The sequence below is a fragment of the Eggerthella sp. BIOML-A4 genome (assembly GCF_009875575.1).
Taxonomy (GTDB): Bacteria; Actinomycetota; Coriobacteriia; order Coriobacteriales; family Eggerthellaceae; genus Eggerthella; species Eggerthella lenta.
Window position 1 is genome coordinate 24,904 of the sequence record NZ_WWRX01000017.1, and the last position, 19,858, is coordinate 44,761.

Below are 19,858 nucleotides of genomic sequence, written 5' to 3' on the forward strand. Positions count from 1 at the left end.
GGAGGACCTCATGACCGAACATTACGGCTACGCCGGCAAGATACTCATCGTGAACCTGACCGACCGCACCTCCCAGACCATCGACACCGAACCTTACATCGAATGGGTGGGCGGCCACGGGATGGCCTCGAAGCTGTTCTGGGACTACTGCGAGGACAAGACCGTGGAGGCGGTCGATCCGGGAAACGTGCTGGTGTTCGCCGCCACGCCGTTCTCGGGCGCCGTGGTGCCGGCCGCCTCGGCGCGCTGCGAGTTCACGGGCATCAGCCCGTTCTCGCTGCCCGAATGGTACAACCGCTCCAGCATGGGCGGCCGTTTGGCCGGCATGATGAAGGAAGCGGGCTACGACGCCTGCGTGGTGCGCGGGAAAGCGGAAGCGCCCGTGTGGATCAGCGTGGTGAACGACCAAGTGACGTTCAACGACGCGACCGACCTTTGGGGACTCGACACCTTCGAGTGCCAGGAGAGAATCTGGGAAGAGGTGACGCACGGCACCGCCCCTGGCTCGTGGTACGAGTTGACGAAGGGACGCGACGGAGGCCGAACCACGCAGCGACCGTCCGTCATCTGCATCGGACCTGCCGGCGAGAACCTGGCGCGCGTGTCGTGCATCGTGCACGATGCCGGCCACGTGACGGGACAGAGCGGCTTCGGCGCGGTGTTCGGCGCCAAGAACCTCAAGGCGATGAGCTTCATCGGCTCGAAGAGCATACCCATCGCCGACCCCGCCGCGCTCGTGAGGCTGCGGTTGGAAGTGCAGGAGAAGTTCGGCTACGACATCGACGCCGGCAAGGTTCCGGGCGCGCCGGGCAGCCCGGGCGCCGCATCCACCGTGCTGGACACGAGCCCCACGGTGTCGCGCGCAGAAGGATGCCGCGGCTGCTTCAAGAACTGCCGTAACCTGTACCCCGGCGGCGTGGGCAACGAGCTGACCTGCTCGGCCGGCCTGTACTTCACCGACTCGGGCAAGATCGACGAGCAGCTGGCCGCCTACAGCCTGCTGTCGAAGCTGGGGCTGAACGGCTACGAGATCGACATGCCCGTGTACCTGCACAACCTCTACAAGATGGGCGTCATGGGCAAGGGCAAGGACATCGACACCGATCTGCCCTTCGAGCAGTACGGCACCTACGCGTTCATCGAGGAGCTGCTGATGCGCATCGCCTACCGCCGCGAGATCGGCGACGACCTGGCCGAGGGCATCGCGCGCGCGGCGCAGAAGTGGGGGCGTTGGGACGAGGACACGTCGTCGGGCCTGCTGGCGCGCCCGAACTGGGGCTACTGCGAGCACAACGAGCCGCGCGCCGAGGTGGAATGGAGCTACGGAAGCATCTTCAGCGAGCGAGACATCAACGAGCACGGCGTACACAACGCGGTGTACAACACCTCCATCATGGCGGTGCTCACCGGCGCCGAGCCGCCCGTCTCGGCCGAGAACATGGCCAAGCAGCTGGCCGATCAGTCCGGGCTGGGCGACCCGCTGTGCTTCGACTGGAGCGAGGAGGGCATCTATTCCGATGCGCGCGTGCGCGAGATCCACTGGAACCGCGCCTACGGGCGCTTCTGGCTGCAGTCGCTGGGCATGTGCGACTGGGTGTGGCCGAACTTCATCAGCCGCAAGCACACCGCCGAGACGGGCTCGACGTACGGGGCCACGCCCGAGTACGAGGTGAAGTTCTTCCAGGCCGTCACCGGGCGCGACCTCTCCTACGAGGAAAGCATCGAGCTGGGGCACAAGTTCTGGGTGCTCGACCGCGCCATCTGGGCGCTGGAGGGACGCCATCGCGACCAGGAGGTGTTCACGAACTACGTGTACGACGTGAAGACCACCAAGCCCTTCCCCCTCGTGGTGTTCGAGGACGGGAAGTGGAGCTACTCGCTGTGCCAGGGCCGCACGCTCGACCGCGACAAGTTCGAGGACTTCAAGACGCGCTTCTACGCCCACGAAGGGTTCGAGGAGTCCACGGGTCGCCCGACGCGCTCCGGGCTCGAGGCGCTTGACCTCGGCTTCGCCGCCGACAAGCTGGAAGCGGCCGGAAAGCTGGGAGCGTGATGGACATGGCAGCTCTCGACGAGACGGCCGCCGCCACATCCCGGGAGGCCGCTGCGTGCGGCGGCCCCGCCTCCCCTGCATGGGGCGAGGAGGCGGGGAGCGGATCCGAAGGCATACCCGGCATGGCCGAGGCGTGCCGGCGCTTCCCCTTGCCCTCACCCGACGAGGCGGCCCATGCGCTGCGCGAGCTCTCCTGGGGCGAGCACTTCGTTGCCGGGCGCATGGTGCCCTCCAAGGGCGGGTCGGACCTGTACCTGTACAACCTGCACAGCGCAGCCGTGTTCCTGCTCGACCGAGACGAAGCGCGCGTGGGCAAGGGCGCCGACCAGATCATCAAGCTCATCGACGTAGACGCCTTCGTCGCCTGGCTGCGCGACACGGTGGGCGACGCGGCGCTGGCGGACGCGATCGCGCGGGAATGTCCGGCCGACGACCCCTACCGCGACCGCCTGGAGAACGTGCAGCGGCTGCTCGCGCTGCGCATGGTCCAGTACGGTGCCGCGAGCGACGCGATGAACGCGGCCGACGCCGAGCAGGACGAGGGAGCTTGACGATGGCGGACGGACGGGCGTGCGCGCCGCTGGAGGACTTCCCCCTCCTCGCCGCGCACGCCGCGGGCGGCCCTCCGCTCGCCTACCTCGACAACGCGGCAACCACGCAGAAGCCGTCGTGCGTCCTCGACGCCATGGATGATTTCTACCGCACGGCATGCGGAAACCCGCACCGTTCCGCGCACGCGCTGGCCGCTGCGGCCACCCGGGTCTACGAGGACGCGCGCTCGACGGTCGCGCGCTTCATCGGCGCGTCGCCGGAGGAGACGGCGTTCACGAGCGGGGCCACGCACGCCCTGAACACCGTGGCGCTCTGTTATTGCGCCGAGCGGCTGGAGCCGGGCGACGAGATCGCGCTCACGCTGCTGGAGCATCACAGCAACCTCGTGCCGTGGCAGACCGCGGCGCGGCTTTCCGGGGCGAGGCTCTCCTTCATCGTGCCCGACCGCGCCGGGGTCGTCTCAGACGACGAGATCGACCGGGCAATCGGCCCGCGCACCCGCGTGGTGGCGTTCACCGGCATGTCGAACGTGCTGGGAACCGTGCCGCCCGTCAAGCGCATCATCGAAGCGGCGCACGCCTGCGGCGCCGTCGCCGTGCTCGACTGCGCGCAGAGCATCGCGCACGAGCCCCTCGACGTGCACGACCTCGACGTCGACTTCGCCGCGTTCTCGGGCCACAAGCTGTACGGCCCTATGGGCATCGGCGTGCTGTACGGCAAGCGGCGCCTCCTCGAGGAAACGCCGCCCTTGCTGCGAGGCGGGGGCATGGTGGAGGCGGTGTTCGAGGGCGCGTCCTCGTTCGACGGAACGCCGGGGCGCTTCGAAGCGGGCACGCAGAACGTGGCAGGAGCCGCGGGGCTGGCGGAAGCCGTGCGCTATCTCGACCGCATCGGCTTCGACGCCGTGCGCGCGCACGAGCGCGAGCTGACCCGCGCCCTGGTGAGCGGCCTGGACTCCATCCCCTCCGTCAGGCTCTACGGCCCCGGGCCGAACGCCGAGACGCCGCGCGGCGGCATCGTCTCGTTCAACGTGAAGGGCGTGGGCGCAGCCGAGGTCGCCCACGTGCTGGACCGCCGCGGAGTGGCAGTGCGCGCCGGCGCGCACTGCGCCCAACCCCTCCTGCGCCACATAGGAGCGGAAGCCGTCTGCCGCGCCAGCGTGGCCGCCTACACCACCATGCACGACATCGACCGTTTCCTAGAAGCCGTAGAGTCGTCCCGCAACGAAGCCGTAGCCCTGGCAACATCGCGCATGCTGTGAAACAGACGGTTCGGGGGTTCCCGCCTGCCGGAAACCCCCGAACCGCCGCACGGGATCCTTCGACTCGCTACGCTCGCTCAGGATGACAACGAGCACAAACCCCCAGGTCGAACCCTCCCAGCGAACAGGAAGCTCAAGCCGCTGCGCCTTGCGGGCGGGCGGGGCGCCCCACCAAGCGAGTTTCGCAGCGAAGCGAGGACTGTCTGAGCGACTGGGGCGTCCCGCCCGCCCGCAAGGCGCAGCGGCGCGCAGGTCCCTAGAGAGCCCTCCAGGTGGGCCGATCCACCACCCGCACGTTGATGTACGCCAGCCCGTCGGGATGCTCCTTCATGATCTCGAGGCAGACGCGCTCTTTGTCGCGGATGTTCTCGGCCGTGCCGAACACGATCTCCACGCCGCTTTCCAGCGTCAGCGTGGTGGACTCGGTCTCGGTGGCCGCCACCTTCTTCACCTGCCCCGCCAGCTCGGTGGTCATGCCGTCCACGATGGCCAGCGCGTTGTTCACGTTGGCGTCCGAGCAGTAGGCGCCCACCTCGGGGCGCGTGCCGTAGGGCACGTCGGTGATGTGCAGCACCTTGGCCGCGTCCTCGTACACCTTCGGGCTGGTCCTCTTGCCGGCCTCGGAATTCTGGTCGGGGATGGGCATGAGCCACATGCCGTCCGAGGCGATGGCCCACGGCTGCACCGACTCGGCGTTCTCAGTGGGCACGTCCACCACCGCCGTGATGGTGCGCTCGGTGACGGCCAGCTCCAGGGTGTTCGGGAACACGCGGTTCACCGACACGTCGTCCACCCATGCGTCTTTGAGCAGGCGCTCGCGGATGCCAGCGGCGTCGACGCGCAGAAGCGTGGTTCCGGCGGGCACGCTGGCAAGCTCGGACATGTCGGTGGCCGTGAGATGCTCCACGCCGGTGACCGAGACGTTCTCGATGGTGAACAGGTTGGAGTAGTACACGGCCAGGCCGCCGCCTACGAGCGCCAGCACGAGCGCGGCCACGATGCCGATGCGCACCAGGTAGCGACGGTAGGTTTTCTGCGCGCGAGAAGAGCGCTCGGCGCGGTCGAGATCCCCCACGCGCACCGACGACAACGGCGGGCGAACCTGGTTCGCACGACGCTGCGGCAGCTGGCCGCCGGGAATGGCGCGATAGGTTCCAGGCGTCGAAGCACGCGACGAAGTTCGCGGCATGCCGCCGCGCGCGGATTGGCGCGGCGCGCCGCCGGCGGGACGCACGCCCCTGCCGGCCTGCCCGGAAGCGCGGCTGTTGCGCGGGCTCGCCTTACGCGAACCCGAGGAAACGGACTTCCGGTTGTAATTCGATGCCATACGTCTCGTACACCTTCGTCTTGACCAGGTTGATCAGTTCCAGCACGTCGCGCGCCGTGGCGTCGCCCGTGTTCACGATGAAGTTCGCGTGCACCTCCGACACCTGCGCCCCGCCGATGCGCAGGCCCTTGAGCCCGGCTTCCTCGATGAGCGCGCCCACCGGAGCGCCTTCGGGGTTGCGGAACACGCTTCCGCACGACGGCAACGACAGCGGCTGCGTCTTCTTGCGCCGCGCGTGCGACGCTTCCATCTTACCGCGGATGAAGAACGGGTCGGCAGGCTCTACGGAAAGTTCGCATTCCACGATCACCTCGTCTGAAGCGAACGAGCTGGAACGGTAGCCCCACGCGATCTGGTCGCCGTCGCGCCGAACCAGCCCCTTCCCGGGCGACAGCGTGGTCACCGACACCACGCGCGAGCCGATCCACTCGTCGCGCGAGCCCGCGTTCATGCGCAGCGCGCCGCCCACGGTGCCCGGCGTTCCCACGGCGAACTCGAATCCCGCCAGCGATCGACGGAACGCCTCCTGCACCACCGACGACAGCGGCACGCCCGCGCCCACGCAGAAGCTGTGCGCGTCCTCGTCGTAGCGGCAGATGCGGAAGTCGCGGCCGAGCGTGATCACCACGCCGGGATACCCCTCGTCGGCGACGAGCAGGTTGCTGCCCCGGCCGATGGCCACCCACGGCACCCGGCTCTCCTCGCATACCGTGACCAGGCGCTTGAGCGCTCCGACGGAGGCCACCTGCACGTAGAAACGCGCGGGTCCGCCGATGCGGTACATGGTATGCCGAGCCATGGGCTCCGAAGGGTACACGTCGCCGTCGAACGCGTCGTCGACGAGCAGCGCCTCGAGCGGCGAGGTATGGCGGGCGGTCATCGCCGCATCACGCCTGCCGTCGCGCGGCGGCGCCGTCCGCCTGCGAAAGCGCGTCGACGAGCTGCGGGCCGATGGCGGTCACGTCTCCCGCGCCCATGGTGATCAACAGGTCGCCCTCGCCCAGCTTGCCGGCGAGATAGGGCACCACCTCGATACGGCGCGGCACGTAGGCGGCCTCGGGATGACCCGCATGGTCGAGCACCACGTTCAGGAACGTCTTGCCCGACACGCCGGGGACGGGCGCTTCGCCCGCCGGGTACACGTCCATGAACGTGACGGCGTCGGCCGCGTCGAACGCCCGGCCGAAATCGTCCTTCAGCACCTCGGTGAACAGCGGCGCGCGCGAGTAGCGGTGCGGCTGGAACAGCACGTGCACATGCGCGAAGCCCAGATGGGACGCGGCCTCGATGGTGGCGGCGATCTCGGTGGGATGATGCGCGTAGTCGTCGACCACGGTGACCCCGCCCGCTTCGCCCACGAGGTCGAAGCGGCGCTTCACGCCGGCGAAGTCGGCCAGCGCTTCGGCCGCTTGCGCAGGGTCGTATCCGAGCGCCCACAGAAGGCCGACGACGCCGGCGGCGTTCAACACGTTGTGACGGCCCGGATTCTGCTTGACGTGCGCGCTCACGACGCTTCCGTCGGGCAGTTCGAGCGTGAAGTCGCTGCCCACGCCGTTCGGCTCGTACGAGGCGATGCGCACGTCGCACGCATCAGAGAAGCCGTAGGTGAACAGGCGCTTTCCGGAGGCGCAAGCCACGCGCACGAGCGCCTCGTCCTCGCCGCAGGCCACCACCACGCCGCCGTCGTCGGGCACCGACCCGATGAACGAGGCGAACTTCTCGTAGATCTCGTCGAGGTCGCGGTAGTGGTCGAGGTGGTCGGCCTCGATGTTCGTCACCAGCACGGCGCGCGGCGACAGATGCATGAACGACTTGTCGCTCTCGTCTGCCTCCACCACGTAATGGGCGCCCGTTCCCGAGTGCGCGTTCGTGCCGTAGGCGCGCACGATGCCGCCTATGAGGAACGTCGGATCCTCCCCCATGCCGTCCAGCACGCTGGCCAGCATGGACGACGTGGTGGTTTTGCCGTGCGTGCCGGCCACCGCGAGCGTCTGGAGCGCGCGTCCCAGATAGGCGAGCATCTGGGCGCGATGCCAGATGGTCAGGCCGCGCGCCTTGGCGGCGGCGAGTTCGGGGTTGTTGTCGAGGATGGCGGTGGACACGACGATCACGGGGTTTCCCTCGGGGATGTTCGCCGGATCGTGGCCGATGTGCACCTCGATGCCCGCCTCGCGCAGCTGCTTGGTGTAGCGGCTCTCCTTGAGGTCGGTGCCGCTCACGCGCATGCCCTGGTCGAACGCGACGCGAGCGATGCCGCTCATGCCGACGCCTCCAACGCCGATGAAATGTACCTGGTCGATGTGCATGGTGTCCATAGTGCGTCCTCGGTCTCTCTGATGTACTGCAAACCGCTATTGTACCCTATCGCGCGACCGCTCAACGCTGTGCGCGAGCCGCTTCCATGACCGCGTCGGCCAGCAGGCCCGCGGCGTCGCGCGTCTTCTGCGCGCGGGCCGCGGCGGTCATGCGGGCGCGCACGTCCTCGTCCTCGATGAGCTCGCGCAGCTTGCGGGCGAACTCGGGCCCCTCCACGTCGGCGTCGGCCACGAGGTAGGCGGCGCCCGCCTCCACGCATGCCTGCGCGTTCATGGTCTGATGGTCCTCCGTGGCGAACGGGAACGGCACGAGCAGTGCCGGAAGCGCGCGGGCCGATATCTCGGCGAGCGACGTGGCGCCGGCGCGCGAGACGACGATGTCGGCCGCGGCCATGGCGTCGCCCATATGGTCGGTATAGCCCAGCAGCTGCCAACGAGCCTGCTGCTCGGGCGAAAGCGCCAGCTGCTCGCGCACGGCGTCGAGCTCCTTGGGGCCGGTCACCTGCACGATATGCAGGTCGCCGTAGGCCAGAAGCTCGTCTTTGAGCGCGGCGACGGCCTGGTTGAGGTGCCGCGCGCCCAGGCTGCCGCCCGTCACCAGCAGCATGCGCGCGCCCTCCGGCACGCCGAAGCGCGCGCGGCCCTGCTCGCGCGTGGCCGAGAACACGCTTTCGCGCACGGGGTTGCCGGTCACCCGGACGCGGCTCTTGTCGGCCAGCGCCTCGGCCGCGTGCTCGTAGGTGAGGCACACGGCGGCGGCGCGCTTGGCGAGGTACTTGTTGGCCATGCCCATGACCGAGTTCTGCTCGTGCACCACCACGGGGATGCCGCGCTGCTCGGCGGCGCGCGCCACGGGGATGCACACGTAGCCGCCGAAGCCCACCACCGCGTCGGGTCGTATCTCGTCGAACCACCGGCGCGCAAGCGTCGTGCTCTTCTGAATGGTGAGCACGGCCTTCGGCAGCGTGAGCGGATGGTTGCGGTTGAAACCCTGGGCCTCGAACGGCGTGAACGGGATGCCCGCCTCCCGCACGAGCCGCGCCTCCACGCCCGTGGGCGTGCCGGCGAAGCGCACCTCGCAGCCGCGCTGCTTCAGCACGTCCGCCAAGGCGAGCGCCGGGTTGATGTGGCCGGCGGTTCCGCCGCCGGAAAGAACGATCAGCATGTTCGCTACCTCCTGCCCCTGCTCGACGACGAGCGCCCGCCGCGTGAGGGCGGCGGCGCACCGTTCGTCGCGCGCACGACGCGCAGATCGGCGCGTCGGCGATCGTAGATGGTCGGCGCCTCGGCGCCGCGCGATACCGATAGGATGATGCCCACCATGATGAGCATGGCCACCAGCGACGATCCGCCCGACGATATGAACGGCAAGGGCTTGCCCACCACAGGGAACCACCCGATGACCATGGCGATGTTGAGGAACGCCTGGAACGCGATCATGATGGTGCAGCCGCCCGCCACCATGGTGCCGAAGTTATCGGGCGACGACTGCGCGATGCGGGTACCCGCGTACAGGAACAGCAGGAACAGCGCGATGACCACCGCGGCGCCCACCAAACCCAGCTCCTCGCCGATGATGGCGAAGATGAAGTCGGTGTCCGCTTGGGTGAGGTACAGGTACTTCTCGTGCGAGTTTCCCAGCCCCACCCCGAACAGGCCGCCGCCGGACAGCGCGTACAGCGAGTGGATGAGCTGGAAGCCCGTGCCGAAGCCGCCTTCGCCGTCGTTCCACGGATTCATGAACACCATGAGCCGGTCGCGGCGGTATGACGAGCCGAAGATGCCCACGAGGCCGAGGGCGACCACGACGCCGATCACGATGAGCATCGTGCGCAGCGGCACCTCGCCCAGCCACATGACCGCGAGGATGCCCACGACGCAGATCATGGCCGTGCCCAGGTCGGACTGGGGGCCCAGGATGATGAGCACCGGAGCCAGGACGAGCAGGCCCACGAGCGCGAAGAACACCAACACGGTGTACTGCCCCTCGCGGAAGTCCGTGAACAGACGCGCCGCCACCAGCACGAGCGCGATCTTCGCGAACTCCGAAGCCTGCAGGCTGGCCGAACCGATCATGAGCCATCGGCGGGCGCCCCATTCCTCATCGCCCACGCCCGCCACTGCCGTGATCACGAGCAGCGCGAACGCCACGGCCCAGATAACCCATACCGCATTGCTGCGCCAGAGCGAGACGGGCACGAACTTCCAGATGATCAAAGCAAGGATCACGCCCGCGACGGCGAACTTGATCTGGTTGAGCGTCTCGGCCATCGGATCGACCGCGACCTCGGTGCCGGCTTTCGCCAAAGTGATGACCGCCGAGGTCGAGTAGATCATCACGAAGCCGATGAGCATGAGGGCGAGCACCGACAGCAAGAGGATGATCCGAGGTCCCATGATATGCGCAGGCGCGCCGCGCTTGTCACGTTGAATAGCCATGGCGGGCCTAGGCGCCCAACGCGGAAGCCGCGTCGGCTACGAGCGTTTTGAATGCGGCTCCCCGCTCCTCGAACGAGCCGAACTCGTCGAAGGAGGCGCAAGCCGGGGACAGCAGCACGACATCTCCCGCCGAAGCTAGCGCGAGAGCCGCGTCGAACGCGTCGGCGAGGTGCGCAGCACGCGCCGCGGCGAAACCGGCAGGAGCCTGCGCGTCCGCCGCCTCGAACGCGGCCGCTAATCGCTCGCCCGCATCGCCGAAGCACACGACCGCGCCCGCATGGGCGTGGGCGGCCTCCACGAGCGGCGCAAGGTCGGTGCCCTTGTCGTCGCCTCCCAGCAGCACGACGGGGCGCGTCTCGGGAAATGCGGCGAGGGCCTTGAGCGTGGCATCGACGTTCGTCGCCTTGGAGTCGTTGTAGCAGCGCACGCCGGCCACCGAGCCGCACGGCTCGATGCGGTGCTCGAGCGGCGCGAACGTGCGCAACCCCTCGGCCACGTCGCTCTCGTGCACGCCCAGCGCGAGCGCGGCTGCCGCCACGGCCAGCGCGTTCGAGGCGTTGTGCTCGCCTTTGATCTGCAGTTCTTCGACGCGCGCCGCAGCGTGCTCCGCACCGTTCAGCGCCACGCGCAGCGTGCCGTCGGCATCCAGGAACGCGGCGTTGTCGCTGCCGCACGCGGCGCGCATGTCACCGGTTAGCCCCGCGGCCGTGCCCAGCGGCACGTACGAGAAGCCCCGCTCGCCCGCGTCCAGCGCGCGCAGGCGGCGCACCTCGGCGCGCACCACGTCGTTCGTCGCGTCGAGCACCGCCACGGCGCCCGGCACGCCGGGCAGGTTCGCCAGCAGCTTGAGCTTCGCGTCGCGGTACGCCTCGAAGCTGCGGTGCCAATGCAGGTGGTCGGGCGTGATGTTCAGCAGCACGGCCACGTTCGGCGCGAAGCGCGCCGTGGAAGCCAGCTGATACGACGACACCTCGGCCACGTACACGTCCGTGCGCCCCGCGGCCACGGCCTCGATGCACGGATCGCCGATGTTGCCCACGGCGGCCGCGGCAAGGCCCGCCCCCGCCAGCACGTGCGCGGCCAGCGCGCAGGCCGTGGTCTTGCCGTTCGTGCCCGTCACCGCCACCCAGCGGCTGTCCGCGGCGCTCTCGCGCCAGGCGAACTCCACCTCGCTGATCACCTCGGCCGATACGGCCGCGGCTGCCTCGTAGAAGGCCGAGAACTGCGAGATGCCGGGGCTCGCGATGCACAGGTCGAACGACCCGCCCGCCTCGGCCGCCAGCACGCCCACCGCTTCGTCCCCGAACGCGACGAGCGCGCCGGCCGCGCGCGCCTCGGCCGCGAATTCCTCGGAGGCCGCGCTGCGCGCCCCGGCCGCCACGGCCAGCGCTTCCACGCGACCGTCCAGAAGCGGCAGCAGGTACGCGACCGCCGCGCGGCCGCTCTTGCCCAGACCCAAAACGAGCACGCGCCCCAGATGGTGCGGCGCGTGCTTGCGATTCGCTATGAGCTCCCGCGAAGCCATGGACTACGCCACCGCCATGAGGGTCTCGGCGAAGTACAGCGAGAAGCCCGTCGCGGCCAGCACGCCGGAGATGATCCAGAAGCGCACGACCACCTTCGTCTCGCTCCAGCCCTTCTTCTCGAAGTGGTGGTGCAACGGCGCCATGAGGAAGATGCGCTTCTTCGTCTTCTTGTAGTAGAACACCTGGATCATGACGGACAGGGCCTCGGCCACGAACAGGCCTCCGATGATGAGCGACACGAACTCGGTCTTCGTGAGCACGGCCAGGCAGCCCAGCGCCATGCCCAGCGCGAGCGATCCGGTGTCGCCCATGAAGATGTCGGCCGGAAACGAGTTGAACCAGAGGAACCCGATGCACGCGCCCGCGAGCGCGGCGGCGAAGATGGCGGGTTCCAACAGATCGGAACGGTACGCGATGGCCGCCATCACGATCATCACGATCATGACCGTGCCCGCCGCCAAACCGTCCAGGCCGTCGGTGAGGTTCACGGCGTTGCACATGCCCACCAGCAGGATGTTCATGAACAGCAGGTACAGCCAGGGGATGGCGATGCCGTCGCCGACGGGAACCACCGTGGTCAGGATGCCGAAGTCGAGCGTCACGACGAAGGGAATCTCCACGGTGGGCTGTATGCCCAGCCAGTTCACGGCCACGAGCACGAACGCCGTGGCGATGGCCACCTGCCCCACGATCTTCGCCTTCGGGGTGAGACCGAGCGAGCGCTCCTTCACCACTTTCGACGCGTCGTCGACGAGGCCCAGCAGACCCGTGAGCACGGTAGCCGCCAGCAGCACGAACGTCTCGGGCGTGGGCATGCCGACGAACAGCGCCACCGCGATGACCGCGATCAGCATGATGACGCCGCCCATGGTGGGCGTGCCCTGCTTCACGAGGTGGCTCTCGGGGCCGTCGGCGCGCACCTGCTGGCCGATATGGCTCGACTTGAGGAACTTGATCCACAACGGCGTGAGCACCATGGTCACCACCATGGCGAACACGACGGCAAGGAACACGAGAAACGTCGGATATTGGTTGAATACCGTAAACATAGCTAATTGACCAGTCCTTCGACTACGCGAGTCAGACCCATGAAATGAGACGCCTTCACCAGCACGGCGTCTCCGGGCTCGACGCAGGCGTCCAAATCTCCGAACACTTCAGAAAGAGAGCCCGCGCGCACGATGCGCTGGGGATCCATGCCGGCGCGCTCAGCGGCGTCGGCTATGTGCAGGGACAGCTCGCCTACGCACACGAGCCGGTCGAGCGGCAGCGTGGCGGCGAACTCCCCGATGCCCGCATGGCAGGCCGGGGCGTAGCTTCCCAGCTCGCCCATGTCGCCGAGCACGGCCACGTGCTTGCCCGGCACGTCCAGCGCGCAGAACGTCGCAAGCGAGGCGCGCATGGAGTCGGGGTTGGCGTTGTAGGCGTCGTTCACCACGGTGAACCCGCCGCGCGCACGGAGCACTTCCTGGCGGCCGGCTTCCGGCTCGGCATGCGCGAGGGCATCGGCGCAGACGGAAAGCGGGATGCCGCAGGCGCGCCCGACCGCGGCCGCGGCGCACGCGTTCGACACGTTGTGCAAGCCTCGCAGCGTGAGCGCGCAGCGCGCCGTCTCCTCCTCAGGGGCATCCGCGAAGCCGACGGCGTGCAGCCGAAAGCGCGGGCGACCCTGCTCGTCGAGCTCCACCTGCTCGGCCCACACGGCGGGACGCGCCGCTTCGGCGGCTTCGGCCTGGGCGCGGCGCTCGGCTGCGGCGGCGGAGCCGTCGAACAGCACGGTTTCCACGCGGCGCGCATCGAGGCGCGCATGCTCGCGCACGAAATCGGCGTAGTCGTCGTCGGCGTTCACGAACGCCCGGCCCGTGCCCTCCGGCAGCGCGCACAGAAGCTCGGCCTTGGCGCGCGCGATGTTCTCGCGGCTGCCCAGAAGCTCGATATGGCTCTCGCCCACGTTCACCACGAGGCCCCAATCGGGGCGCACGTAGTCGCATAGGTCGGCCAGCTGGCCCGCACCGCGCATGCCCATCTCCACCACCACCGCCTGCGTGCCCTGCTCGGCGGCGAGCAGCGTTTTGGGAACGCCCAGCTCGTTGTTCTGGTTGCCGGCCGTCGCCACCGTGGACAGCGTGCTTGCCAGCACGTCGCGCACAAGGTTCTTCGTGGTGGTCTTGCCGGTGGAACCCGTCAGCGCGATCACGCGACCGTGCAGGTGAGAGCGCCATTCGCGCGCGATGTCCGCCACGGCGTGGGCCGTGTCGGGCACCTCGATAACGCTTGCGCCCAGCTCGGCGGCCAGCATGCGCACGGCCTCGTCCAGCGGCTGCATCACAAGCGCGCACACGGCGCCGCCCGAGAGGGCCGCACCGACGAAGTCGTGGCCGTCCACGCGCTCGCCCGGCAGCGCGACGTACACGTCGCCCGGCTTCGCGTCGCGCGAGTCCCAGGTGAGCCCCGTGGCCAGCGCGCGCGGATCGAGCGGCTCCACCATGAACGAGCCTCCCGTGCATGCGGCGATCTGCTTGTGGTTCAAACGCATGCTATCGATCCTCGCCTGCGGGTTCGTCGCCGAACGCACGCGCGAGCTCCTCGGCGGCCACGATGCGATCGTCGAACGAGAGCACTTGGTCGCCCACGAGCTGATAGTCCTCGTGGCCCTTGCCCGCGATGAGGATCGAGTCGCCCGGCTTCGCCTGCGCGATGGCGCGCGCGATGGCGGCGCGACGGTCGGCCTCCACTTCGAAGCGGCCGGCTCCCGAGCTCATTCCGCTCACGATGTCCTCGATGATGGCCTGCGGATCTTCGGTGCGCGGGTTGTCCGACGTCACCACCGCATGGTCGGCCGCCAGGGCGGCCTTGCCCATGATGGGACGCTTGCTGGCATCGCGGTCGCCGCCGCAGCCGAACACGCAGACGGTGCGGCCGGGCGTGAGCGCCATGATGGACGCGAGCGCCTTCTCCAGCGCGTCGGGCGTGTGGGCGTAGTCCACGAACACCGACACGCCGCCCGTGTTCGGCGCGCTCACGCGCTCCAAACGACCCGGGATCTGCGGCGCCTCCTCGAGCGCTTCGACGATGGTCTCGGCCGGGAAGCCCAGCTGCAGCCCGATGCCGAAGGCGCACATGACGTTCTCCACGTTGAACTTGCCCACGAGCGGGTAGTCGAACGTATGCAAGCTGCCGCGCACGTCGAGCGTGACGGTGGTGTGGGTAGGAGCATACTGCACGTCCACGGGATGGATCTGCGCGGAAGGATCGAAGCCCGTCGTGACCACGCTGTCTTCGGCAACCGAGCAACGCCGCAGCAGCTCTTTGCCCCACTTGTCGTCAATGCAGATCACGCGCTTGGCCGGATAATCTTTCGAGAACAGGCGCGCCTTCGCCTCGAAGTAGGCCTCGAACGTGTGATGGTAGTCCAGGTGATCCTGCGTCAAGTTGGAGAACGCCGTAACGGCGAATGCGGCGTCCCACGTGCGATCGAGGTCGAGCGCATGAGAGCTCACCTCCATGGCCACGACGTCGCAGCGCGCATCGCGCATGCGGGCGAGCAGCTGCTGCAGGTCGGGCGATTCCGGCGTGGTATGAGCCGATTTCTCGGCCTCGTCGCCGATGCGGATGCCCACGGTTCCGATGACGCCCGTGCGCTTCCCCGCTACCCGCGCGATGTGCTCTACCAGGTAGGTCGTGGTGGTCTTGCCGTTGGTGCCGGTGATGCCCACCAGCGCAAGGTCCTTGGAAGGATGGTCGTAGAAGTTCGCCGCAGCGGCCGCCATGGCCTTGCGCGTATCCTTCACCACGATCTCCGTGACGTCCGTAGCGTCGGCCAGGTACACCTTGCGCTCGACCACGAGCACTTTCGCGCCCCGATCGATGGCGTCCTGGGCGAACGAGTGCCCATCCGTCGTCATGCCTACCACGCAGAAGAACGCGTCGCCGGGTTGCACCCGGTCGCTGCGGTAGGCGATACCGTTCACCTCGTCGTCGGCGTTGCCGAGGATGGTGCAGTCGATACCTGCGAACAGTTCGGTACAGGTCTTGCCCATGGCTTCCTCACTCCGGATAAATGTTGAATCGGTCGATGGCTGTTGTCATTATATCCTTAAAAATCGGCGTGACCACACCGTCGGTGGGAACCTCGTTGGCACCCACAAAACAAACCAATTGGCTGGAAGAATCGGCCAGGAAACCGGTGAAGGCCAGGTTGTACACCCCTTTTCGGTAGCCGCCGTTCTTCTCGTCGTAGATCTCCGCCGTGGACGTCTTGCCCGCCACGTTGAAGCCGTCGATGGCGGCGGCCTTGCCCGTGCCCTCGGTGACGACGGTCTTCAGCATGCTGGTCAGATCGTCGATGGCTTTCTTGTCCTTGATGACGGTGTCGCTTCCGTACTCGGCCGTCTCGCCGCTTTGGGGCTTCGACAGGAGGAAGTGCGGCGTGCACTCCACGCCGTCGTTCACGAGCGCTCCGTAGAAGCGGGTGATCTGCAACGGCGTGAGCGACAGGCCCTGCCCGAAGCTGACGTTGTAGGCGGTGACCTTGCTCCAATCGTCGAAGGGAAGCAGGTTCCCCAGGTACTCGGTGCCGGCTTCGCCCTCGCCCGGATAGTCCACGCCCGTCTTCGTGTGCAGGTTGTACTCGTTGATCTTGTTGTAGAGGTTCCGGAACCCCGACACGTCGCCCACCGTCGCGTTCTCGGTGGCCAGCGAGATGCCGACGTTCGACGACTGGTCCATGATCTGCCGCAGCGTGTACGTGGCGTCTCCGCGCTCGTGCGCATCCCTAATGACGTAGCCGTCGGCCTCGATGGAGGACGGGCAGAACAGCTCGGTGTCGGGCGTCATGGTGCCAGCTTCCAGGATGGCCATGGCCGACACCGACTTGAAGATGGAGCCCGGCTCGAACAGGTCGGTCACGCATTTGAGCTTCGGCGCATCCGCTTCCATATTCGTCCGGTCGGCCGGATTGAGCAGCGGCAGCGATGCCGCGGCGTAGATCTCTCCCGTGCCGCCGTCCATCACGATGGCGCTGCCGCCGTTGGCCGTGATGCCCTTGGCATCGGCCGTCAGGCGCTCCTCGACGGATTGCTGCAGCTCTATGTCGATGGATATGATGATGTCCTCGCCGTCCACGGCCGCCTTGGAGTCGCGCGTGCCGCCGGGAATGGGCGTGCCGTCGGGGCTGCGCTCCTCGCGCGTGTAGCCCGCCTCGCCTGACAGCACGTCGTCGTAGTACAGCTCGAGGCCCGATACCCCCTTGTAGTACTCGCGGTTGTTCTCGGCATCGGTTTCCAGCGTGCATACGCCGATGACCTGGCCTCCCACCTGAGCGTTCGGATACTCGCGCTTCCACAGCGTCTTATAGCGGATGCCGAAGTCCATGCCTTCGCGCGACCCTCCCGAAGCCGAGAGCTCGCGCACGCGCTCCTTGAGAGCGTCCCCCACCGCCACGTCGGCCTTCTCCTTCACCACCGCGTACCGCGTGTTCGGAGCGGTGATGGCTTCCAGGTAGTCGGACTTCTGGCCGCCCAGCACGTCGACGAGCACCTGAGCCGTCGCGTCCGCGTCGTCGACTTCCACCGGGTCGATGTAGATGGTGGTCGACTCCACGGAGGTGGCCAGCACCACGCCGTTGCGATCGTAGATGGTGCCGCGGCGCGGCTCGATCCAGTCGTAGCTCATACGCGCGTTCTCGGCTTCCGAAGCCATGGCAGGGGCGGCTATCACCTGCAGGTACGCCAAGCGCAGCACGAACAGCGCCGCGATGACGGCGAAGGCGAGAATGGGAAGGAACACCCGGTTCGAATTCGAGTTGAAGTCGACCGCCGCAGCCGGGCGGCCGGAGGCGCGCACCGGACGCGCCGCGCGCGGCGGACGCGAGGGGCGGGCGGACGAGCGGGAGCTTCCGCGACCGCGAGCAGGGCGCTCGCCTCGCGGCGTGTGCGGTCTATCGGACATCGGCTTTACGCCTCGGAGCCAGCCGCTATGGCAACGCTCTTCGAAAGGGACAGGGCGCCGGACTCGTCGGTTGCGACGACGTCCTTATCCAGAGTGATGACCCCCGTGGTCTCGGGGGCGGCCATGCCCAGCTTGCCCGCCTGCTGCTTCACCTTCGTCGGATTGGACAGCGTGCTCTGGGACACTTCCAGCGCGGCGCCCGAAGAGCGGGCGTCGCTGATCTGGCTGGTCAGCTGGCTCGACTGCATCGTCGTGGAGATCGTCGCGGACATGAGCCCGATGCGCGCGAATCCCACAAGCGACACCACCAGCAGCACGACCGCCGCCGCCTTCGCCAAGAACACGACGTTCGACGGAAGCGTGGGGGTCTGCGTGCGGGTGCCGCGGCCCGGAACGACGCTGATGCGCTCGCGCGGGCTGCGTTCGGGTGCGCGCTCGGGATAGTACGAATACGCTGGTGCTGCGCCCATGTCCGACCCCCTTTCTGTGTTTCGACTGCATGTAAAGGTCGCGTGCGGTGCATATGGCTCCCGCTTGCGTCAGCGGGACGTTTTTGCTTATCGTTTCTGCGCTACGCGAAGCTTGGCGCTGCGTGCGCGAGCGTTGCGCTCGATTTCTTCGGCCGTCGGCAGAACCGGCTTCCTGGTGACGATGTCGAGTATCGGCTGCTTCCCGCACATGCACGCCGGCAGATCCGGAGGGCACGTGCATCGGTTCGCGAACTTGGCGAACGTTTCCTTGACGATGCGGTCCTCAAGCGAGTGGTAGCTGATGACCACCAGGCGGCCGCCGGGGTTGAGCCAGCGGATGGCCGCGTCGAGGCCGCTTCTCAGCACATCGAGCTCGCCGTTCACCTCGATGCGCAGCGCTTGGAACGTGCGCTTCGCCGGGTGTCCCCCTGCTCGGCGAGCCGAGGCGGGGATGGCGGCCTTGATGATGTCGACCAGCTGCTCGCTCGTCTCGATGGGAGCGTTCTGGCGCGCGCGCACCGCGAAATCCGCGATACGGCTGGCCCACTTCTCGTCCGAGTAGGTACGGATGATCCGAGTGAGATCTGCTGCGGTGTAGGTGTTGATGATCTCTGCTGCGGTAAGGGTTTGTTTACCCGGATCCATCCGCATATCAAGAGGGCCGTTCTCCTTGAAGGAGAAGCCTCGAGACGGCGTGTCGATCTGCACCGAAGACACTCCGAGGTCGAACAGAACCGCATCGACGCCGGGCACCTCCGTGCTGAGGAGCGCTTCATCCATATTTCCGAAGTTGCCGCGCACGAGTTCCAGGCGCGGGCGCACGTCGTCAGGCAACGTCCCGAGTTTGAGACGGGCAGCGGCCAGCGCCACCTCGTCTTGATCGATGCCGATGAGCGTGCCCCCGCTCCCGATGAGCTTGGCCGCTTCGAAGGAATGCCCTGCACCGCCGAGTGTTGCGTCCACGAATGTATGCTGTGGTTTGAGGTTCGAGTATTCGAGGCACTCGGCGAGCAGAACGGGTGTATGCCGATATTCGCTTGTCATATCGCTCACGCCTTTCGATCAGTCGAACAACAGACCGAGATCGGTCTCGTCGTCCACCGCGTCGTAGCGCTTTGCGTCCCAGATCTCGAAGTAGCCCGTGTTGCCCACGACGACGACCTCCTTGTCGATTCCCACGGCTTCGCGCTGCTCGGCCGAGATCATGATGCGGCCGGCTGCGTCGATGGACACATCGGCTGCACGCGACTTCAGCTTGCGGCGCAGGCGAACATGGAGATCGTTGGTGCGGTCGAACTTCTCGAACTTGTCCTCGAACACGCCGGCCACCCATGCATTGAACGCATCGGGCTCGAACACGTAGAGGCACTCGTCCTTCGGGTTGCGGGTTACCACCAGATCCGTCGAGAGAACCTTGCGAAACGATGCGGGAAGCGACATGCGGCCTTTGGCGTCCACCTTATGGCGGTACGCGCTGTTGAGATCGACAACCTTGTTGCCCTCTTCCGCCATGCCTTCCTTTCCGCCGCCGTCCCACGGCTCTTTCGATGTATGGAATTCTATCCCACTTCGCCCCACTTCGCAACAAAATATGCGACTTGACCCCCTTTTTGCCCATCCTGAAACCCACCGGACTCTTTCCCGTTAACCGCTCCCCTGCCAACCGAAAAACGACACGACCACATGTAGAACGGACGCGCTTGGGCGGGCACAACATGTAGGCCGCCCGCCCCCGCGGTGGGACGAAGTGGGGAGTTATGCGGAATCTGTGGCAGGATGGATCTTCAACCTGAATTTCAGTTCGCCGCCCCCTCCCATCAGGCACAAAACAGCGAACGGATGTTTGAAATTGAGTCAGCAGGGGGCAAAGTGGGAGACGAAGAGCGCCTTCCTACTTCGCCCGGGGGTGGGCGCTCAGATACTCCTCGCGGATATGGGTGCGGTTCACGTGGGTGTAGATCTGGGT

General features: G+C 67.4%; 16 protein-coding genes. 3 read left to right on the plus strand and 13 right to left on the minus strand.

The features are described 5' to 3' along the window. Positions 1-10: 10 nt before the first annotated feature. Genes GT613_RS13655 through GT613_RS13665 form a run of 3 tightly spaced genes read left to right on the plus strand, consistent with a single transcriptional unit; the run spans position 11 to position 3,866 of the window. Complete coding sequence (locus tag GT613_RS13655) at positions 11-2,053, plus strand: aldehyde ferredoxin oxidoreductase N-terminal domain-containing protein (RefSeq protein WP_009306244.1); 2,043 nt, start codon at positions 11-13, stop codon at positions 2,051-2,053. Positions 2,054-2,058: 5 nt separating this feature from the next. Further along, positions 2,059-2,604, plus strand: coding sequence for a hypothetical protein (locus GT613_RS13660; RefSeq protein WP_114519589.1), 546 nt, complete (start codon positions 2,059-2,061; stop codon positions 2,602-2,604). A 2-nt stretch (positions 2,605-2,606) separates the two neighbouring features. Continuing rightward, positions 2,607-3,866, plus strand: coding sequence for an aminotransferase class V-fold PLP-dependent enzyme (locus GT613_RS13665; RefSeq protein ID WP_009306246.1), 1,260 nt, complete (start codon positions 2,607-2,609; stop codon positions 3,864-3,866). A gap of 256 nt (positions 3,867-4,122) precedes the next feature. Here GT613_RS13665 and GT613_RS13670 read toward each other — a convergent pair whose 3' ends face one another. The 13 genes from GT613_RS13670 to GT613_RS13730 form a co-directional block, all read right to left on the minus strand. Then, entirely contained in the window at positions 4,123-5,193 is a 1,071-nt protein-coding gene (locus tag GT613_RS13670; protein WP_009607801.1) for a cell division protein FtsQ/DivIB, read from the minus strand. Continuing rightward, positions 5,147-6,073 carry a UDP-N-acetylmuramate dehydrogenase gene (murB, locus tag GT613_RS13675; protein WP_009306248.1) on the minus strand — a complete coding sequence of 309 codons (927 nt, stop codon included), beginning with the start codon at positions 6,071-6,073 and terminating at the stop codon, positions 5,147-5,149. The genes GT613_RS13670 and murB overlap by 47 nt, the downstream gene beginning before the upstream one ends. Positions 6,074-6,080: 7 nt before the next feature. After that, entirely contained in the window at positions 6,081-7,508 is a 1,428-nt protein-coding gene (gene murC, locus GT613_RS13680) for a UDP-N-acetylmuramate--L-alanine ligase (protein WP_009607868.1), read from the minus strand. Positions 7,509-7,569: 61 nt separating this feature from the next. Further along, positions 7,570-8,673, minus strand: a complete 1,104-nt coding sequence (murG, locus tag GT613_RS13685; RefSeq protein WP_009607825.1) for an undecaprenyldiphospho-muramoylpentapeptide beta-N-acetylglucosaminyltransferase — start codon at positions 8,671-8,673, stop codon at positions 7,570-7,572. 5 nt (positions 8,674-8,678) lie between these two features. After that, positions 8,679-9,947, minus strand: a complete 1,269-nt coding sequence (locus GT613_RS13690) for an FtsW/RodA/SpoVE family cell cycle protein (protein WP_009306251.1) — start codon at positions 9,945-9,947, stop codon at positions 8,679-8,681. Positions 9,948-9,954: 7 nt separating this feature from the next. Next, positions 9,955-11,472 (minus strand): UDP-N-acetylmuramoyl-L-alanine--D-glutamate ligase, encoded by a 1,518-nt coding sequence (murD, locus tag GT613_RS13695; protein WP_161172673.1) that lies wholly within the window; start codon positions 11,470-11,472, stop codon positions 9,955-9,957. A gap of 3 nt (positions 11,473-11,475) precedes the next feature. Next, on the minus strand, positions 11,476-12,522 hold the full coding sequence (mraY, locus tag GT613_RS13700; RefSeq protein WP_009306253.1) for a phospho-N-acetylmuramoyl-pentapeptide-transferase: 1,047 nt from the start codon (positions 12,520-12,522) through the stop codon (positions 11,476-11,478). Between the two features lie 2 nt (positions 12,523-12,524). Next, the gene (murF, locus tag GT613_RS13705) at positions 12,525-14,009 is read right to left on the minus strand and encodes a UDP-N-acetylmuramoyl-tripeptide--D-alanyl-D-alanine ligase (protein WP_161172674.1); all 1,485 of its coding nucleotides are present in this window, start codon (positions 14,007-14,009) and stop codon (positions 12,525-12,527) included. A 1-nt stretch (position 14,010) separates the two neighbouring features. Continuing rightward, positions 14,011-15,513 (minus strand): UDP-N-acetylmuramoyl-L-alanyl-D-glutamate--2,6-diaminopimelate ligase, encoded by a 1,503-nt coding sequence (locus tag GT613_RS13710; protein WP_161172675.1) that lies wholly within the window; start codon positions 15,511-15,513, stop codon positions 14,011-14,013. Between the two features lie 7 nt (positions 15,514-15,520). Continuing rightward, complete coding sequence (locus GT613_RS13715; RefSeq protein ID WP_114526582.1) at positions 15,521-17,317, minus strand: penicillin-binding protein 2; 1,797 nt, start codon at positions 17,315-17,317, stop codon at positions 15,521-15,523. A gap of 110 nt (positions 17,318-17,427) precedes the next feature. Then, on the minus strand, positions 17,428-17,892 hold the full coding sequence (locus tag GT613_RS13720) for a cell division protein FtsL (RefSeq protein ID WP_009306258.1): 465 nt from the start codon (positions 17,890-17,892) through the stop codon (positions 17,428-17,430). Positions 17,893-17,979: 87 nt separating this feature from the next. Then, positions 17,980-18,936, minus strand: a complete 957-nt coding sequence (rsmH, locus tag GT613_RS13725) for a 16S rRNA (cytosine(1402)-N(4))-methyltransferase RsmH (protein ID WP_009306259.1) — start codon at positions 18,934-18,936, stop codon at positions 17,980-17,982. Positions 18,937-18,954: 18 nt separating this feature from the next. Beyond that, a complete protein-coding gene (locus GT613_RS13730) occupies positions 18,955-19,404 on the minus strand; it encodes a division/cell wall cluster transcriptional repressor MraZ (protein WP_009306260.1) in 450 nt (149 codons plus the stop codon). Positions 19,405-19,858 lie beyond the last annotated feature (454 nt).

Bases quoted from the DNA above. Each gene is read 5' to 3' on its own strand.
- GT613_RS13655 (WP_009306244.1), top strand. From the start codon at position 11: ATGACCGAACATTACGGCTACGCCGGCAAGATACTCATCGTGAACCTG.
- GT613_RS13660 (WP_114519589.1), top strand. From the start codon at position 2,059: ATGGCAGCTCTCGACGAGACGGCCGCCGCCACATCCCGGGAGGCCGCT.
- GT613_RS13665 (WP_009306246.1), top strand. From the start codon at position 2,607: ATGGCGGACGGACGGGCGTGCGCGCCGCTGGAGGACTTCCCCCTCCTC.
- GT613_RS13670 (WP_009607801.1), bottom strand. From the start codon at position 5,193: ATGGCATCGAATTACAACCGGAAGTCCGTTTCCTCGGGTTCGCGTAAG.
- murB (WP_009306248.1), bottom strand. From the start codon at position 6,073: ATGACCGCCCGCCATACCTCGCCGCTCGAGGCGCTGCTCGTCGACGAC.
- murC (WP_009607868.1), bottom strand. From the start codon at position 7,508: ATGGACACCATGCACATCGACCAGGTACATTTCATCGGCGTTGGAGGC.
- murG (WP_009607825.1), bottom strand. From the start codon at position 8,673: ATGCTGATCGTTCTTTCCGGCGGCGGAACCGCCGGCCACATCAACCCG.
- GT613_RS13690 (WP_009306251.1), bottom strand. From the start codon at position 9,947: ATGGCTATTCAACGTGACAAGCGCGGCGCGCCTGCGCATATCATGGGA.
- murD (WP_161172673.1), bottom strand. From the start codon at position 11,472: ATGGCTTCGCGGGAGCTCATAGCGAATCGCAAGCACGCGCCGCACCAT.
- mraY (WP_009306253.1), bottom strand. From the start codon at position 12,522: ATGTTTACGGTATTCAACCAATATCCGACGTTTCTCGTGTTCCTTGCC.
- murF (WP_161172674.1), bottom strand. From the start codon at position 14,009: ATGCGTTTGAACCACAAGCAGATCGCCGCATGCACGGGAGGCTCGTTC.
- GT613_RS13710 (WP_161172675.1), bottom strand. From the start codon at position 15,513: ATGGGCAAGACCTGTACCGAACTGTTCGCAGGTATCGACTGCACCATC.
- GT613_RS13720 (WP_009306258.1), bottom strand. From the start codon at position 17,892: ATGGGCGCAGCACCAGCGTATTCGTACTATCCCGAGCGCGCACCCGAA.
- rsmH (WP_009306259.1), bottom strand. From the start codon at position 18,936: ATGACAAGCGAATATCGGCATACACCCGTTCTGCTCGCCGAGTGCCTC.
- GT613_RS13730 (WP_009306260.1), bottom strand. From the start codon at position 19,404: ATGGCGGAAGAGGGCAACAAGGTTGTCGATCTCAACAGCGCGTACCGC.